At 48.3% G+C, this 16,652-nt stretch carries 16 protein-coding genes and 1 other annotated feature; all 16 genes read right to left on the reverse strand.

The window, feature by feature from the left end:
• Positions 1–2: 2 nt before the first annotated feature.
• Positions 3–2,081 (reverse strand): elongation factor G, encoded by a 2,079-nt coding sequence (gene fusA, locus AAV35_RS13200; protein ID WP_008592518.1) that lies wholly within the window; start codon positions 2,079–2,081, stop codon positions 3–5.
• Positions 2,082–2,123: 42 nt separating this feature from the next.
• Positions 2,124–2,594, reverse strand: coding sequence for a 30S ribosomal protein S7 (gene rpsG, locus AAV35_RS13205; protein ID WP_008592515.1), 471 nt, complete (start codon positions 2,592–2,594; stop codon positions 2,124–2,126).
• 38 nt (positions 2,595–2,632) lie between these two features.
• Entirely contained in the window at positions 2,633–3,046 is a 414-nt protein-coding gene (gene rpsL, locus AAV35_RS13210) for a 30S ribosomal protein S12 (RefSeq protein WP_008592513.1), read from the reverse strand.
• A gap of 95 nt (positions 3,047–3,141) precedes the next feature.
• Positions 3,142–3,390, reverse strand: a complete 249-nt coding sequence (locus AAV35_RS13215; RefSeq protein ID WP_008592510.1) for a ribosomal L7Ae/L30e/S12e/Gadd45 family protein — start codon at positions 3,388–3,390, stop codon at positions 3,142–3,144.
• Positions 3,391–3,513: 123 nt separating this feature from the next.
• The gene (gene rpoC, locus AAV35_RS13220) at positions 3,514–7,122 is read right to left on the reverse strand and encodes a DNA-directed RNA polymerase subunit beta' (RefSeq protein ID WP_008592509.1); all 3,609 of its coding nucleotides are present in this window, start codon (positions 7,120–7,122) and stop codon (positions 3,514–3,516) included.
• 59 nt (positions 7,123–7,181) lie between these two features.
• The gene (gene rpoB / locus AAV35_RS13225; protein WP_040609917.1) at positions 7,182–10,709 is read right to left on the reverse strand and encodes a DNA-directed RNA polymerase subunit beta; all 3,528 of its coding nucleotides are present in this window, start codon (positions 10,707–10,709) and stop codon (positions 7,182–7,184) included.
• A gap of 372 nt (positions 10,710–11,081) precedes the next feature.
• Entirely contained in the window at positions 11,082–11,684 is a 603-nt protein-coding gene (locus tag AAV35_RS13230; protein WP_008592505.1) for a class I SAM-dependent methyltransferase, read from the reverse strand.
• An 80-nt stretch (positions 11,685–11,764) separates the two neighbouring features.
• Positions 11,765–12,130: a 50S ribosomal protein L7/L12 gene (gene rplL / locus AAV35_RS13235; protein ID WP_008592503.1), complete on the reverse strand. Its 366-nt coding sequence runs from the start codon at positions 12,128–12,130 to the stop codon at positions 11,765–11,767.
• Between the two features lie 33 nt (positions 12,131–12,163).
• Positions 12,164–12,664, reverse strand: coding sequence for a 50S ribosomal protein L10 (rplJ, locus tag AAV35_RS13240; protein WP_008592502.1), 501 nt, complete (start codon positions 12,662–12,664; stop codon positions 12,164–12,166).
• Positions 12,665–12,699: 35 nt separating this feature from the next.
• Positions 12,700–12,844, reverse strand: a sequence feature (ribosomal protein L10 leader region).
• Between the two features lie 48 nt (positions 12,845–12,892).
• A complete protein-coding gene (gene rplA / locus AAV35_RS13245; protein ID WP_008592498.1) occupies positions 12,893–13,588 on the reverse strand; it encodes a 50S ribosomal protein L1 in 696 nt (231 codons plus the stop codon).
• A gap of 189 nt (positions 13,589–13,777) precedes the next feature.
• Entirely contained in the window at positions 13,778–14,203 is a 426-nt protein-coding gene (gene rplK, locus AAV35_RS13250; protein ID WP_008592496.1) for a 50S ribosomal protein L11, read from the reverse strand.
• A gap of 141 nt (positions 14,204–14,344) precedes the next feature.
• Positions 14,345–14,887, reverse strand: a complete 543-nt coding sequence (gene nusG, locus AAV35_RS13255; RefSeq protein ID WP_008592493.1) for a transcription termination/antitermination protein NusG — start codon at positions 14,885–14,887, stop codon at positions 14,345–14,347.
• A 98-nt stretch (positions 14,888–14,985) separates the two neighbouring features.
• On the reverse strand, positions 14,986–15,159 hold the full coding sequence (gene secE / locus AAV35_RS13260; RefSeq protein WP_008592491.1) for a preprotein translocase subunit SecE: 174 nt from the start codon (positions 15,157–15,159) through the stop codon (positions 14,986–14,988).
• Between the two features lie 24 nt (positions 15,160–15,183).
• On the reverse strand, positions 15,184–15,333 hold the full coding sequence (gene rpmG / locus AAV35_RS13265; protein ID WP_008592489.1) for a 50S ribosomal protein L33: 150 nt from the start codon (positions 15,331–15,333) through the stop codon (positions 15,184–15,186).
• 70 nt (positions 15,334–15,403) lie between these two features.
• Positions 15,404–16,039, reverse strand: a complete 636-nt coding sequence (sigH, locus tag AAV35_RS13270; protein WP_008592487.1) for an RNA polymerase sporulation sigma factor SigH — start codon at positions 16,037–16,039, stop codon at positions 15,404–15,406.
• Between the two features lie 102 nt (positions 16,040–16,141).
• Positions 16,142–16,651: an NYN domain-containing protein gene (locus tag AAV35_RS13275; protein WP_008592485.1), complete on the reverse strand. Its 510-nt coding sequence runs from the start codon at positions 16,649–16,651 to the stop codon at positions 16,142–16,144.
• Between the last annotated feature and the right edge of the window lies 1 nt (position 16,652).

Below are 16,652 nucleotides of genomic sequence, written 5' to 3' on the forward strand. Positions count from 1 at the left end.
AATTAACCACCGACGTTTTTCTTAATGATCTCTTCGGAAATGCTCTTCGGCACTTCTGCGTAGTGATCAAAGTACATCGTGTACGCTCCACGGCCCTGCGTGTTGGAACGAAGAGCAGTCGCGTAACCGAACATTTCGGAAAGCGGTACGTACGCGTTTACGACCTGAGCCGGTCCGCGTGCTTCCATACCGTCTACACGGCCACGACGTGACGTAACGTCACCCATGATGTCTCCCATGTACTCTTCAGGGATGACGATTTCTACTCTCATCATCGGCTCAAGAAGTACCGGCTGACATTTGCCTTTCGCTTCTTTAAGCGCCATGGAACCAGCTACTTTAAACGCCATTTCGTTAGAGTCTACATCGTGGTAGCTTCCATCGAAAAGAGTAGCTTTAACGTCGACAAGCGGGTAGCCGGCCAATACACCGTTTTCCATTGATTCTCTGAGTCCCTGTTCAACGGAAGGGATATATTCACGTGGTACTACACCACCGACGATTTTGTTTACGAATTCGAAACCGGCACCTTCTTCGTTAGGCTCGATAGTGACCCATACGTGTCCGTACTGACCGCGTCCGCCGGACTGACGTACGAATTTACCTTCCACATTCGCAGAAGCGCGGAATGTTTCACGATAGGCAACCTGTGGAGCACCGATGTCGGCATCCACTTTGAATTCACGTTTCAGACGGTCAACGATGATGTCCAGGTGAAGTTCACCCATACCGGAGATGATTGTCTGACCGGTTTCTTCATGTGTTTCCGTACGGAATGTAGGATCTTCTTCCGCCAGTTTACCGAGAGCGATGGACATTTTGTCCTGGTCAGCTTTCGATTTCGGCTCGATCGCTACGTCGATTACCGGCTCAGGGAATTCCATGGTTTCAAGAATAACGAGATTCTTTTCATCACACAGTGTGTCTCCTGTTCCGGTATCTTTAAGTCCGACGGCACCGGCGATGTCACCGGCGTACACTTGTGAAATCTCTTCACGGGAGTTTGCGTGCATCTGCAGGATACGACCTACACGCTCACGCTTATCCTTCGTGGAGTTTTTCACGTATGAACCGGATTTCAACGTACCGGAGTAGACCCGGAAGAAAGTAAGTTTACCGACGTAAGGGTCTGTCGCTACTTTAAATGCAAGTGCGGAGAACGGCTCGCTGTCGTCAGGTCTACGTACTACTTCTTCTTCCGTCTGTGGTACATGGCCTTCGATGGCATGTACGTCCAGTGGAGATGGAAGGTAGTCGATAACTCCGTCAACAAGTAGCTGAACACCTTTGTTTTTAAAGGCAGATCCGCAGTATACCGGGTAGAACTCAACGTCCAGGGTACCCTGACGAATAGCTTTCTTAAGCTCGTCGTTGTTGATTTCTTCTCCTTCGAGATATTTCATCATAAGCTCTTCGTCAAGTTCTGCAACGGACTCGATAAGTTTACCACGGTATTCTTCCGCCTGTTCTTTATACTCATCCGGGATTTCGCGGGCTTCCGCACGCGTTCCGAGATCATCAAGATAGTAGAAGGCTTGCATAGAGATCAGATCGATAATTCCTTCGAAGTGATCTTCGGCACCGATTGGAAGCTGTACAGCCGCAGCGTTAGCTCCGAGACGTTCCTGAAGGGTTCCTAGGGAGTAGATGAAATCTGCTCCTACTTTATCCATCTTGTTGACGAATACGATACGCGGAACGCCGTACGTCGTCGCCTGGCGCCATACTGTTTCTGTCTGAGGTTCTACACCGGACTGGGCGTCCAGTACAGCAATGGATCCGTCCAATACACGCAGGGAACGTTCCACTTCGACTGTGAAGTCTACGTGTCCCGGTGTATCGATGATGTTGATACGGTGACCTTTCCATTGTGCTGTCGTTGCTGCAGAAGTAATCGTGATTCCACGCTCCTGCTCCTGGGACATCCAGTCCATCTGAGAAGCACCTTCGTGTGTTTCCCCGATTTTGTGAATACGCCCCGTGTAGAAAAGGATACGTTCTGTTGCTGTCGTTTTACCGGCATCGATGTGAGCCATGATGCCAATGTTCCGAGTATTTTCCAAGGAGAACTCTCTAGGCATGAATCCTTCTCCTCCCTAATTAAGAATTTTTGTTTCTCGTACTTACCAGCGATAGTGAGCGAATGCTTTGTTCGCTTCGGCCATCTTGTGCATTTCTTCACGGCGTTTCACGGCAGCACCCGTATTGTTTGCTGCGTCAAGAATTTCATTCGCCAGACGTTCCTGCATTGTCTTCTCGCCGCGTAGACGCGCATAGTTTACAAGAAAACGGAGTCCGAGTGCCTGACGACGCTCCGGACGAACTTCAACCGGTACCTGATAGTTGGAACCACCGACGCGGCGGGCGCGTACTTCAAGTACTGGCATTACGTTCTTCATGGCTTCATCAAAAGCCTCCATGGCATCATTTCCGCTACGTTCCTGAACGAGTTCAAATGCTTTGTAAAGAATAGTCTGGGCTTTACCGCGCTTACCATGTACCATAATCTGGTTGATCAGACGCGTTACTAGCTTGGAATCATAAATAGGGTCGGCTAACACATCACGTTTAGCTACTGGACCTTTACGTGGCATATGTCCCCCTCCTTCCTTCGAGTGTTGATCGTTTTATTTTACTGCTTAGGTTTTTTTCTACCGTACTTGGAACGGCCTTGTCTGCGGCCTTCTACCGGTGCTGTGTCAAGCGCACCGCGAACAACGTGATAACGTACACCTGGCAAGTCTTTAACACGACCGCCACGGATAAGTACCACACTGTGCTCCTGAAGATTGTGCCCCATTCCTGGAATGTAGGCGTTCACTTCGAGCTGGTTAGTCAAACGCACACGTGCATATTTACGAAGAGCCGAGTTCGGTTTCTTCGGAGCCATTGTACCGACACGGGTACATACACCACGTTTTTGTGGAGACGGCTCGTCAGTCATGCGTTTTCTGTAACTGTTATACCCCTTGTTAAGAGCTGGTGAGTCAGTTTTTTTACTTTTACTCACACGGCCTTTACGTACGAGTTGGTTAATTGTTGGCATGATGTTGTCCTCCCTTCATTTCTTAATACCACACATCCAGGTGGTTCATAAAAAGGCAAAAAACAAAGCTTTCGCGCAACACGCGCCAAAACCTGTCATTTAATAGCCACTGTTGCAGCACCTACATCAATTCCGCAGGCGTTTCCGAGTTCTTTTGCTGATGGAACTTCATGGTAGTCAACGGAAAATTGACGGGCGACTTTGATCACCTTTCCTGTAACTTCCGGATCGGCATCTGCTGCCACTATCACTTCCGTTACTGTTCCGGCTTTAATCGCTTTGATGGTCTGCTTTGTTCCAATCACTAAATTCGATTTAGCCTGTGCTACTTTTTCATAAGACAATAGCATATCCTCCAAAGTAACAAGGTTGTGGAAGCACCTTGATTATAGTACCACCCTATCCTATGAGTGTCAACACTCCATAGAGTTTTTTTCTCAAGGCACTTCCTTCTGTCACCCTTGTATTTAAGCTTGCGTAGGTTCTTCCTGAACCTGCTCTTCCCGGTTCTTGTTCTCGTGTTCGGACTGGATCGTACGATAACGATTCATGCCGGTACCCGCAGGCACAAGTTTACCGATAATAACGTTCTCTTTAAGACCAAGTAGTTCATCGCGTTTTCCTTTGATCGCTGCATCGGTCAGGACACGAGTCGTTTCCTGGAAGGAAGCAGCCGAAAGGAAGCTGTCCGTTTCAAGGGAAGCCTTCGTAATACCAAGGATGACCGGTCTGCCGACTGCCGGCTGCCCGCCTTCCATGAGCACACGCTGGTTGGCTTCTTTGAACTGATGGATTTCCATGAGAGTCCCTGGAAGTACATCCGTATCACCGGAGTCCAGCACACGCACCTTACGAAGCATCTGGCGCACCATTACTTCTACGTGTTTATCGGAAATTTCCACCCCTTGCATACGGTACACTTTCTGAACTTCTTTAAGGAGGTAAGCTTCCACCCCTTCAAGACCTCTTACCTGAAGCAGTTCTTTCGGATCGATAGAACCTTCCGTAAGAGCGTCCCCGGATTTCACTTCATCTCCGACGTTCAGTTTCATTCTTGCCCCGTAAGGAGCTGTATAACTTCGGGATTCTACGGCTCCCTGTACAGTGATTTCAAGTTTCTCTTTAACTTCTTTCACATCATACACCGAACCGTCGATTTCTGAGATGACCGCCTGTCCTTTCGGATTACGTGCCTCCACGATCTCCTGGATACGCGGAAGACCCTGCGTGATGTCATCTCCGGCAACTCCGCCTGTGTGGAACGTACGCATAGTAAGCTGCGTACCAGGTTCACCGATAGACTGAGCAGCAATGATTCCTACTGCCTCTCCGACTTCCACTTCGTCACCTGTTGCCAGGTTACGACCGTAACACTTCTTACAAACGCCGTGTTTCGTATGACAAGTGAAGGCCGAGCGGATAGTTACCTCTTCCACTCCGGAATCTTCAATCGTTTTCGCTGCTTCTTCGGAGATGATTTCGTTACGCACAGCCAGCACCTCTCCGGTCTCCGGATGAGTCACTTTCTGGAATGACGTCCGTCCAACGAGACGATCCACGAGCGGTTCGATGACTTCGGAACCTTCTTTAAGAGCGGACACGTTCAGTCCTCTGTCCGTTCCGCAATCATCTTCACGTACAATTACATCCTGAGCCACGTCTACAAGACGACGGGTGAGGTACCCGGAGTCGGCAGTCTTAAGCGCGGTGTCCGCTAGACCTTTACGTGCCCCGTGTGTGGAAATAAAGTACTCAAGAACAGTAAGACCTTCCCGGAAACTGGACTTGATCGGAAGTTCGATGATCTGTCCGGACGGGTTAGCCATCAAACCACGCATACCGGCGAGCTGAGTGAAGTTGGATGCGTTACCACGCGCTCCGGAATCACTCATCATGTAAATCGGGTTGGTAGTATCGAGAGACGCCATCAGACGTTCCTGAATCGTATCTTTCGCCTGTGACCAGATTTCAATGACGCGGTTATAACGCTCTGTATCTGTAATTAGACCACGGCGGTACTGCTTGGAGACTTTATCCACTTTCGCCTGTGCCTCATCGAGAATTTCTTCTTTGTCACTCAGTACTACTACGTCGGAAACCCCGACTGTAATACCGGCCTTCGTGGAATATTTGAAACCGAGATCTTTCATCTCATCCAGCATACGGGACGTTTCACTGATAGAGAAGCGCTTGAACACTTCAGCGATGATATCACCGAGTATACCTTTTTTGAAAGGTGGTACAACTTCTCTTTGCTTCAGATCTTCGTGGACATCCGTACCTTTGTCGATGAAGTAATGATCAGGTGTTTTAATTTCCAGGTTGCTCTGAGTCGGTTCGTTCATGTAAGGGAACGAAGCCGGAAGCATGTCGTTGAAAATAAGTTTCCCGACAGTCGTAACGAGCATCTGGTTCTTCTGTGCTTCAGTGAAAGTTTCATTCTTCAGTGAACTGGCCTGTACTGCGACACGTGTGTGCAGATGTACATATCCGTTCTGATAAGCCATAAGAGCTTCGTTCAGATCCTTGAATCTCATACCTTCACCGATAGCGCCTTTCCTCTCAAGAGAAAGGTAATAGTTACCGAGTACCATGTCCTGGGACGGTGTAACGACCGGTTTTCCATCTTTCGGGTTCAGGATGTTCTGAGCGGCAAGCATCAGGATGCGTGCTTCTGCCTGAGCCTCGGAAGAAAGAGGAACGTGCACGGCCATCTGGTCCCCGTCGAAGTCTGCGTTATAAGCAGTACAAACGAGCGGGTGAAGACGGATTGCCCGTCCTTCCACCAGTGTCGGTTCGAAAGCCTGGATACCCAGACGGTGAAGTGTAGGTGCACGGTTCAACAGTACCGGATGTTCTTTGATAACGTCTTCCAGTACATCCCATACTTCGTCGTGAACCCGTTCAATCTTACGTTTCGCCGATTTGATGTTGTGAGCAAGACCTCTTGAGACAAGCTCTTTCATAACGAACGGTTTGAACAGTTCCAGCGCCATTTCTCTCGGGAGTCCACACTGGTACATTTTCAGACTCGGACCTACGATGATAACGGAACGGCCGGAATAGTCGACACGTTTCCCGAGCAGGTTCTGACGGAAACGACCCTGTTTCCCTTTCAGCATGTGAGAAAGAGATTTCAAAGGACGGTTACCGGGACCGGTGACCGGACGACCGCGACGCCCGTTATCGATGAGCGCATCCACTGCTTCCTGAAGCATACGTTTTTCGTTTTGCACTATAATAGTCGGAGCTCCAAGATCAAGCAGACGCTTCAGACGGTTGTTACGGTTGATGACCCGGCGATACAGATCGTTCAGGTCGGATGTCGCAAAACGGCCTCCATCCAGCTGTACCATCGGACGAAGCTCCGGAGGGATGACCGGAAGAACATCAAGAATCATCCACGCAGGATCATTTCCTGAGTTACGGAAGGACTCCAGCACCTCGAGACGCTTAATCGCTCTTGTGCGTCGCTGCCCCTGAGCTGTTTTCAATTCTTCTTTAAGTGTTCCCACTTCTTCATCAAGATCTATATCATATAGAAGGAGACGGATTGCTTCGGCTCCCATATCAGCATGAAAACCGGTTCTGTACTTCTCGCGATACGAACGGTATTCCTTCTCGGAAAGAAGCTGTTTCTTCTCAAGGCCCGTTTCTCCCGGATCCGTAACGATGTAAGAGGCAAAATAAATGACCTCTTCCAGCGCTCTCGGGGACATATCAAGTACAAGTCCCATCCGGCTCGGAATTCCTTTGAAGTACCAGATGTGAGAAATCGGGGCAGCAAGTTCCAGGTGCCCCATACGCTCGCGGCGTACTTTCGATTTCGTCACTTCCACTCCACAACGGTCACAAACGATTCCTTTGTACCGGACACGTTTGTATTTTCCGCAGTGACACTCCCAGTCCTTTTGAGGACCGAAAATACGCTCACAGAAAAGACCGTCCTTCTCCGGTTTCAACGTCCTGTAGTTGATTGTTTCCGGCTTCTTCACTTCTCCGTATGACCAGGAACGAATCTTATCGGATGAAGCTAAACCTATCTTCATATATTCAAAATTATTTACATCTATCAAAGGGCTTACCTCCCTTAAAGTCTCCAGGTTTTCCCCAAGCCATTTTGTGCTTTCGTCTCTTAGCTTTCCATATTCAGCTTTTCAGTTTCGATAATCTGATCTTCTTCAAGATCTCGCATTTCTATTTCTGATTCGTCGGCAGCAAGAATTTTTACATCCATACCGAGACTCTGCAGTTCCTTGATCAGTACCTTGAAGGATTCAGGCACTCCGGGTTCAGGGACGTTATCCCCTTTTACGATCGCTTCATACGTCTTCACACGTCCAACGACGTCATCCGACTTCACTGTCAGAATTTCCTGAAGGGTATAAGCCGCACCGTATGCTTCCAGAGCCCATACTTCCATTTCACCGAAACGCTGACCGCCGAATTGCGCTTTACCGCCAAGCGGCTGCTGAGTCACGAGTGAATAAGGTCCTGTCGAACGGGCGTGAAGTTTATCGTCCACCATGTGGGACAGCTTGATCATATACATCACACCTACGGAGATACGGTTGTCGAACGGTTCTCCGGTACGTCCGTCATAGAGGATCGTTTTCGCGTCACGCGGAAGTCCTGCTTCCTCGAGTGTTTCCCACACATCTTCTTCACGGGCCCCGTCGAAAACAGGGGATGCGACACGCTCACCCAACTGACGGGCAGCCATACCGAGATGCAGTTCCAGCACCTGTCCGATGTTCATACGGGACGGTACACCAAGCGGGTTGAGCATGACGTCCACCGGTGTTCCATCAGGCATGAAAGGCATGTCTTCTTCCGGAAGGATTTTTGAAATGACACCTTTGTTACCGTGACGTCCGGCCATTTTGTCCCCCTCAGAAATCTTACGTTTCTGAGCGATATATACGCGGATCAGCTGGTTTACACCAGGAGACAATTCATCACCGTCTTCACGGTTGAATATCTTCACGTCAAGGACGATACCACCGGCACCGTGCGGCACACGCAGGGAAGTGTCCCGTACTTCACGGGCTTTTTCTCCAAAAATAGCGTGGAGGAGACGTTCTTCTGCGGAAAGTTCGGTAACACCTTTAGGCGTCACTTTACCGACGAGAAGATCTCCGTCACTAACCTCTGCGCCTATGCGGATAATTCCGCGATCATCAAGATCACGAAGAGCTTCTTCCCCTACGTTCGGAATATCGCGGGTGATTTCTTCCGGTCCGAGTTTTGTATCACGGGCTTCCGATTCATATTCCTCGATATGGATGGAAGTATACACATCGTCTTTTACGAGACGTTCGCTCATGATTACGGCGTCCTCGTAGTTATAACCATCCCAGGTCATAAAGGCCACGAGCGGGTTCTGTCCGAGCGCCAGCTCTCCCATATCCATGGAAGGTCCATCGGCAAGGATTTCACCTTTGTTGACACGATCTCCTTTGGATACGATCGGACGCTGGTTGTAACAGCTTCCCTGGTTGGAGCGGATGAATTTCTGGAGACGATATTTGTCGAGATCGCCTTCCACTTCTTTTCCGTCCACTTCGGAGATGCGGCGTACGTGTACTTCTTTCGCTTCCACCCGTTCTACGATACCAGGGTGACGGTTGATGACCGATGCACCGGAATCCTTACCGGACACATATTCCATCCCGGTACCTACAATAGGCGCATCCGGCTGGATGAGAGGTACTGCCTGACGCTGCATGTTGGCACCCATAAGGGAACGGTTGGAGTCATCGTTCTCAAGGAAAGGGATACAGGCAGTCGCAGCAGAAACGACCTGCTTCGGCGAAACGTCCATATAGTCGAGGCGATCGCGGCTCACGGCCGTGTTCTCACCACGGAAACGGGCGATAACTTCAGGGTCCGCAAAAGAACCGTCTTCATTCAGAATGGCGTTCGCCTGAGCGACTACGTAGTTGTCTTCCTCGTCCGCCGTCAGGTAATCGATATATGCTGTGACTTTGCCGGTTTCGTGATCCACACGACGATACGGCGTCTCAATAAAGCCGAATTCGTTCACTTTCGCATAGCTTGAAAGCGAGTTGATCAGTCCGATGTTCGGACCTTCCGGCGTTTCGATCGGGCACATACGTCCGTAGTGGGAGTAGTGAACGTCACGAACTTCAAAACCGGCACGCTCACGTGTCAGACCACCAGGTCCAAGCGCGGACAGACGACGCTTATGCGTAAGTTCGGCAAGCGGGTTCGTCTGGTCCATGAACTGGGACAGCTGGGAACTTCCGAAGAATTCCTTGATAGAAGCTATCACCGGTCTGATGTTTATGAGCTGCTGTGGTGTAATGGAAGAGGTGTCCTGGATGGACATACGTTCACGAATCACACGCTCCATACGGGAAAGACCGATACGGAACTGGTTCTGCAGCAACTCTCCGACACTGCGCAGACGACGGTTACCCAGATGGTCGATATCATCTGTATGACCGACTTTATGGAGAAGGTTAAAGAAATAACTGATGGATGACACGATATCGGCAGGAGTGATGTGTTTCACATCTTTATCCACGTTCGCATTACCGATAACGTTGATCGATTTCTCACCTTCCGGATCTGTAGGATCCACAACCTTCACAGATTGCACCTTAACGTCCTCATCCAGAATTGCGTCTGCAGGCTGGAGATCTTCTTCGGCGAGCGAATTCTCTTCTTTATCGAAGTGAGGGATGAGTCTGTTCAGAAGGCGACGGTCGATTTTGTCTCCTTTTTCACCGAGAACTTCTCCCGTTTCTTCATCTACAAGCGTCTCCGCAAGCACCTGATTAAAGAGACGATCTTTAATATGAAGCTTCTTGTTCATTTTGTAACGGCCGACACGTGCCGAGTCATATCGTTTCGGATCGAAGAACCTGGAAATGAGAAGGTTTCTCGCATTTTCCACTGTCGGCGGCTCTCCGGGACGAAGCCTTTCGTAAATTTCCAGAAGAGCCTTCTCACTGTTCTCGGTATTGTCTTTTTCAAGAGTATTTCTTAAATATTCGTTATCTCCGAGCAGCTCGATGATTTCCTCATCGTTACTGAAACCGAGGGCACGAAGCAATACAGTGATCGGCATCTTACGGGTACGGTCGATACGCACGTGGGCTACATCTTTCGCATCCGTTTCAAATTCAAGCCATGCACCGCGGTTCGGAATAACCGTGGCAGTGTGGCCACGCTTCCCGTTCTTATCGACTTTGGCGTTGAAATAGACACTCGGGGAGCGGACCAGCTGCGAAACGATAACACGTTCCGCACCGTTTATAATGAAAGTACCTGTGTCCGTCATAAGCGGGAAATCTCCCATAAATACTTCCTGTTCTTTCACTTCTCCGGTTTCTTTATTGTGCAGACGAACCTTCACACGAAGAGGTGCGTTATACGTCACATCCCGATCCTTCGATTCATCCACCGGATACTTCGGTTCTCCGAGACTGTAATCCACAAACTCAAGAGACAGGTTCCCCGTAAAATCTTCTACAGGAGAGATGTCCTGGAACATCTCCTTCAAACCTTCCTCCAGGAACCAATCGTACGAAGCTGTTTGAATCTCGATAAGATTCGGCAATTCCAAAACTTCACTGATACGCGCGTAACTTCTACGCTGGCGGTGTCGTCCATATTGAACTAGTTGACCTGTCAACAGATTCACCCCTCAAACAAGCATATTATTAACAAATTTCAAGGCATATACATGCCGAAAAAACTTGCTTACTTAAATCTTGGCAAGTAAATATAGTAAACATCCACGAAGTGTGAATGGTTTATCTTCATTTCTCTCTAACGTTAGACAAAAAAGAAAAAAAGGTTTCCCTTATTAAGAAAAGGGACATACGCATAGTTCCTAAGAATTTCTACGTATTTTTACTACTAAGTAAATTGCCTCCTCTACTTCTTTCGAAAACCTCATACCTTACATACATTTTCAGTTGTAGTTGTCCGGAAAATAAAAAAACACTTGACACGTATCTTTTATACCGGCATTTTATTATACTATCACAAACCGAAATGCGGGTCAAACCTTTTTTGCTTTGAAAATGTAGTACCCTTTATTCTTCCGGATCAGATGGACTTCTTTGAAGAGCTCTTTCAATTTTGTCTCTGCGGAGGGCGCCCCCTGTTTCTTCTGGATTACGACCCATAATTCCCCGCCTTCCTTCAGCACGTGTGCCGCCTCTTCAAAAATACGGTGGACCGTCTTCTTACCGGCACGTATCGGAGGGTTGGTAACAACGGCTGCAAACGTGCGGTCTTTCACTGCTCCCGCACCGTCACTTTCAAGGATTTCCACATTATTTATTCCGTTCTCTTCCGCATTGACCTTTGCAAGTTCCAGCGCCCGTGCGTTCACGTCCACCATCACTACCGAGCGGGACGGGCTGTCAGATGCAAGCGCAAGGCCGATCGGGCCATAACCGCAGCCGATATCCAGGATATCCCCCTCCACTTCCGGGGAAGTGAATGTTTCCACCAGTGTTCTGGAACCGAAGTCGACGCCGTCTTTGGAAAATACAGCATGATCGGAAAAAAACGTGAATGACTTCCCTTGCAATGTCACGCTCCATTTTTTCCTCTCACTTTTTTTAGATGTATTTCTGGAATAGTAATGTTCTGTCATATAGTCACCCTCTCTCTGCAGAAATTCGGAGATAAATAAAAGCCCGCCGGAAACAGCGGGCTTTCATCACAGGGCATTTATTACTTAACTTCGATTGTAGCTCCTGCTTCTTCAAGTGTAGCTTTAAGCTCGTCAGCGTCTTCTTTAGCAATACCTTCTTTGATAGGCTTAGGAGCGTTATCAACGAGGTCTTTCGCTTCTTTAAGACCAAGACCAGTTGCTTCGCGGACCGCTTTAACAACTTTGATTTTGGAGCTTCCTGGGTTTTCAAGAACTACGTCGAATTCAGTCTGCTCTTCAGCAGCTTCTTCGCCACCTGCTGCGCCTGCTGCTGCTACTGGAGCTGCTGCAGATACACCAAATTCTTCTTCGATTGCTTTTACAAGGTCGTTTAGTTCAAGAACGGACATTTCTTTGATTGCTTCGATAATTTGTTCGTTACTCATGATATTTCCTCCTTAATAGATGTTGAGTAGTACTTACGCACTCTCTTCTTCTTTTTGATCAGCAATAGCCTGAGTGGCATATGCAAGGTTACGCACTGGCGCCTGCAGTACACTCAAGAACATAGCTACAAGACCTTCGTAATCCGGAAGGGTTGCAAGTTCCTGAATCTGTTCAAGTGTCGCCACCTGACCTTCGACAACGCCGCCTTTGATTTCGAGGTCCGGGTGCTCTTTAGCGAAGTTGTTCAAAACTTTCGCAGGAGCTACAACGTCCTCTTCACTGAACGCAAGAGCAGTCGGACCTACAAGAACCTCATCGAGTTCTGTAAGATCTGTGTCTGCAGTTGCACGACGAACCATCGTGTTCTTGTAAACTTTGAAGTCAACGCCTGCTTCGCGCAACTGGGCACGAAGTTCTGTTGCTGCCGCGACGTTCAAACCGCGGTAATCTACAAGTACTGCAGCTTTGCTATTGCGGAACTTATCAGCAATTTCAGAGACGACCTGCTGTTTCTGCTCAATTACTTTGCTCATTGTTCCACCTCCTAATAAACTGCCATCATACCGTCCGGTGCAAAGAAAAAGCCCCCATGCACCGAGACATGGAGGCTCCTCATAAGGCAGGAAAACCTGCCTGTTTATAAGCGAACACCTCGGCAGGAAATTAAGCGCCCGGGGCGCACCTGCTGTCTACGGTACAACGTATACATTTATATAACAACGATTATCATATCTGATCTGAACCGGAAAGTCAAGGAATAATTACTTGGAAGAGCCGGAAATGTCGACCTTGATTCCAGGACCCATAGTTGCAGATACAGCAGCGTTCTTCATGTAAATACCTTTCGTCGCCTGGGGTTTCACTTTAAGAAGTTCTTCTCTAAGGGCGTCGAAGTTCTCTTTGAGTTTCGACTCGTCGAAAGATGCTTTACCGATTGGAACGTGGATATTCGCAGATTTATCAACGCGGTATTCTACTTTACCGGCTTTGATTTCCTGAACAGCTTTTTCGATTTCGAAGGTAACTGTTCCGGTTTTAGGGTTAGGCATAAGTCCTTTTGGTCCAAGTACACGACCAAGTTTCCCTACTTCTGCCATCATGTCAGGAGTAGCGACCACTACATCAAAGTCGAACCATCCCTGGTTGATACTGTTGATAAGATCCTGCTCTCCTACAAAGTCGGCACCTGCCGCTTCCGCTTCTTTAGCTTTGTCGCCTTTAGCGAAAACGAGAACACGCTGTGTTTTACCGGTACCGTGCGGCAATACCATTGCCCCGCGGATTTGCTGGTCTGCTTTTTTAGGGTCTACGCCCAGACGAAAAGCAGCTTCTACTGTTTCATCAAAGTTAGCTTTGGCAGTCTGTTTTACAAGACTGATAGCTTCACTTGTTTCATATGCGTTCGAAGTATCAACGAGCTTTTCAATTTCACGTTGTCTTTTTGATTTGTTAGCCATTTCTTTTCCTCCTCGTTGTGGTTTTAGCGGTTAGACCTCCCACGGTTAAACCTCTCTCCCTTCCCGCAGGAAGAAGGAGAAGCCCCCTGTACGTTCAGGTACAGGTTTTTCTTTTAACACGATAAAGGTTGCGAAAGAAGAGACTCTTCCACTCGCAACCTGTGTTTATCAGTGCTTACCCGACCGGGATCAGTCTTCGACAGAAAGTCCCATACTGCGCGCGGTACCTTCGACCATACGCATTGCAGAATCAACATCAGAAGCGTTAAGATCAGGCATTTTCGTTTCTGCGATTTCGCGAATTTGATCGCGTTTCACAGAACCTACTTTGTTACGGTTCGGCTCCCCGGAACCGGAGTCGATTCCTGCTGCTTTCTTAAGAAGAACGGCAGCTGGCGGAGTTTTCGTTACGAATGTAAATGAACGGTCTTCAAATACCGTAATTTCTACCGGAATGATCATACCCGCTTCATCTTGTGTGCGAGCGTTGAATTCCTTACAGAATCCCATGATGTTGATACCAGCCTGACCTAGTGCAGGACCTACTGGCGGTGCTGGGTTCGCTTTACCTGCAGGAATTTGAAGTTTAACTACATCTACTACTTTTTTAGCCACGAGACACACCTCCTTAAAGTCCGTGATGTGGTTACGGGTTTTCCCCTCCCACTCTTTATCCATGAACCCCCATTAACTTGAGGCACGCGAATAACATAAGAATTTTATCATCCTTCCTGTTTTTTTGCAAGAAGAATTTTATTAATCCGTCAGTTTCTCGATCTGGGAAAATTCGAGTTCGACCGGGGTTTCCCTTCCGAACATGTTTACGTGGACTTTCACTTTCTGTTTGTCCACGTCGAGATTTTCGATCGTACCGGTGAAATTGGCGAACGGCCCATCGTTGACTTTCACGTGCTCGTTCAGTTCAAAGTCGACTTCCACATTGGACGGTTCTTTCATTCCCATACGCTTCAGCTCGCGTTCCGCCTCTTCCGGCAGGAGAGGGATGGGTTTCGATCCAGAGCCGGTTGACCCGACGAACCCTGTTACACCGGGGGTGTTACGAACAACGTACCAGGAATCGTCCGTCATAACCATTTCTGCGAGCACGTATCCCGGGAAGACCTTTTTCTTCGTAACTTTCCGCTTTCCGTTTTTGATTTCCGTTTCGTCTTCTTCAGGAACAATGACACGGAAGATCTTATCTTCCATACCCATTGACTCGACACGTTTTTCTAAATTAGTCCGAACCTTATTCTCATATCCTGAGTAAGTGTGGACAACATACCATCTTTTTTCCATGTGGTGGGGACAAGCGCTTTGTCCTTCCCTCCCTTATCTTCTTGATTTAACTGGAAAAAACCCGCCGAACGGGTTTTCCATACATAATTTATTTTCCTTTATCCTATGATCAGTTCCAGACCCTGGGAAATACCAAAATCTACAATACCGAAGAACACAGCTATGAAAGCTACGGTCACAAGAACCGTAACCGTATAGCGCATCAGTTCATTACCTGTGGGCCAGCTGACTTTTTTCATTTCGCGCGATACGTTTTTCAAAAATGTAAACATGCGGTGACACCCCCAAACTCCATCTTACTTCGTCTCCCGGTGCAGCGTATGTTCGTTGCAGTTGCTGCAGAACTTGCGCGCTGTCAACCGTTCCTCACTACTGCCGGACTTCTTTTCGGTTGAATAGTTTCGGCTGGAGCATTCCTTACAAGCCAGAACAATTTTTCTTCTCACTATAAACGTCCCCTTATAAAGAGGTTTTAGTCACTCTCACTAATGTAGCACGGTTAAAATAGAGTGTCAATTACCCCTGAAGAGCTAACTCTTCGGCTTCTGTGTATTTCTCCATTTTCTTCTTCACACGCTGAAGGGCGTTATCGATCGATTTTACGTGACGGTTGATTTTCGCGGATATTTCCTGGTAGGAATCCCCATCCAGGTACAGAGCGAGCACTTCCTTCTCCAGTTTGCTGAGCACTTCTTCGATTCTTTTCTCTATATCCGTAAATCGTTCCCTATGTATCATCATCTCTGCGGGATCAATCGCGTGCGACCCCATAAGCACATCGAGAAGCGTCCGGTCCGATTCTTCGTCGAACACAGGTTTATCAAGGGATACGTATGAATTGAGCGGGATGTGTTTCTGACGGGTAGCGGCTTTGATGGCCGTGATGATCTGCCTCGTGATACAAAGCTCCGCAAACGCCCGGAAAGAAGAAAGTTTATCCCCCTGGTAATCACGGATAGCTTTATAAAGACCAATCATCCCCTCCTGGATGATATCCTCCCGGTCAGCACCGATGAGGAAGTATGTCCTCGCTTTTGCACGGACAAATCCTTTGTATTTCTGGATCAGATAGTTTAAAGCTTCACTATTACCCTGGGTGATGTGAGCAAGAAGCTGCTCATCATTCAGATCCTGCAATTGAAGTGTTTTCATGCCCGTCCCTCTGCCTCCTAGATTGAATCAGGATTTTCAAACCGCACTTCCTAAATATAGGAATATTATATAGGAAGCGCTTACTTCCCGTCAACACGCGTTTCAGTGGTTTCCCCGTCTCCATTTTTCGAAAGCGTCGCGCACCTCTTCCTTCAGCTGGATTTTGGAAGCTTTTGTTTTTTTTGTTCGTTCGGATACATCTTCCTCGATTGCCTTACGGGCATTTCCGATATCGATGTACAGTTCCCGGGCGGAAATCCGGTAGGCCCCCTGGGCGAAAATGACCCGTTGCTGGGCGTAATCGGAAGTAGCGACGTACACTTTCGTCCGTACGTCGTTCAGTTCTCCGGACAGTTTCTCGATCCGCTCATCCGCCGTTTCGTTCTCTTTCGTATAAATGACTTCGATTTTGGCGCTCTGCTGCTTACGTTCCATTCCTCTGACGTGGTACGCATCAAAAACCACGATGACCCTTTCCCCTCTGTAGGACTGATACTCCGCAAGCATTCCGATGAGCAGGTCCCGGGCACCGGAGAGATCGTGATCCCGCAGTTCCTTCAACTCCGGCCAGGCACCAATCATGTTGTAACCGTCAACCAGCAGGATATTCATA

The organism is Salimicrobium jeotgali (assembly GCF_001685435.2).
Classification (GTDB): domain Bacteria; phylum Bacillota; class Bacilli; order Bacillales; family Halobacillaceae; genus Salimicrobium; species Salimicrobium album.

What these genes read in the sequence shown, in the direction of transcription:
- rpsG (WP_008592515.1), bottom strand. Translation starts at nt 2,594, where the DNA reads ATGCCACGTAAAGGTCCAGTAGCTAAACGTGATGTGTTAGCCGACCCT.
- AAV35_RS13230 (WP_008592505.1), bottom strand. Translation starts at nt 11,684, where the DNA reads ATGACAGAACATTACTATTCCAGAAATACATCTAAAAAAAGTGAGAGG.
- AAV35_RS13275 (WP_008592485.1), bottom strand. Translation starts at nt 16,651, where the DNA reads ATGAATATCCTGCTGGTTGACGGTTACAACATGATTGGTGCCTGGCCG.
- rplL (WP_008592503.1), bottom strand. Translation starts at nt 12,130, where the DNA reads ATGAGTAACGAACAAATTATCGAAGCAATCAAAGAAATGTCCGTTCTT.
- rplA (WP_008592498.1), bottom strand. Translation starts at nt 13,588, where the DNA reads ATGGCTAACAAATCAAAAAGACAACGTGAAATTGAAAAGCTCGTTGAT.
- nusG (WP_008592493.1), bottom strand. Translation starts at nt 14,887, where the DNA reads ATGGAAAAAAGATGGTATGTTGTCCACACTTACTCAGGATATGAGAAT.
- rplJ (WP_008592502.1), bottom strand. Translation starts at nt 12,664, where the DNA reads ATGAGCAAAGTAATTGAGCAGAAACAGCAGGTCGTCTCTGAAATTGCT.
- secE (WP_008592491.1), bottom strand. Translation starts at nt 15,159, where the DNA reads ATGTTTACATTTTTGAAAAACGTATCGCGCGAAATGAAAAAAGTCAGC.
- sigH (WP_008592487.1), bottom strand. Translation starts at nt 16,039, where the DNA reads ATGAAAACACTTCAATTGCAGGATCTGAATGATGAGCAGCTTCTTGCT.
- fusA (WP_008592518.1), bottom strand. Translation starts at nt 2,081, where the DNA reads ATGCCTAGAGAGTTCTCCTTGGAAAATACTCGGAACATTGGCATCATG.
- rpsL (WP_008592513.1), bottom strand. Translation starts at nt 3,046, where the DNA reads ATGCCAACAATTAACCAACTCGTACGTAAAGGCCGTGTGAGTAAAAGT.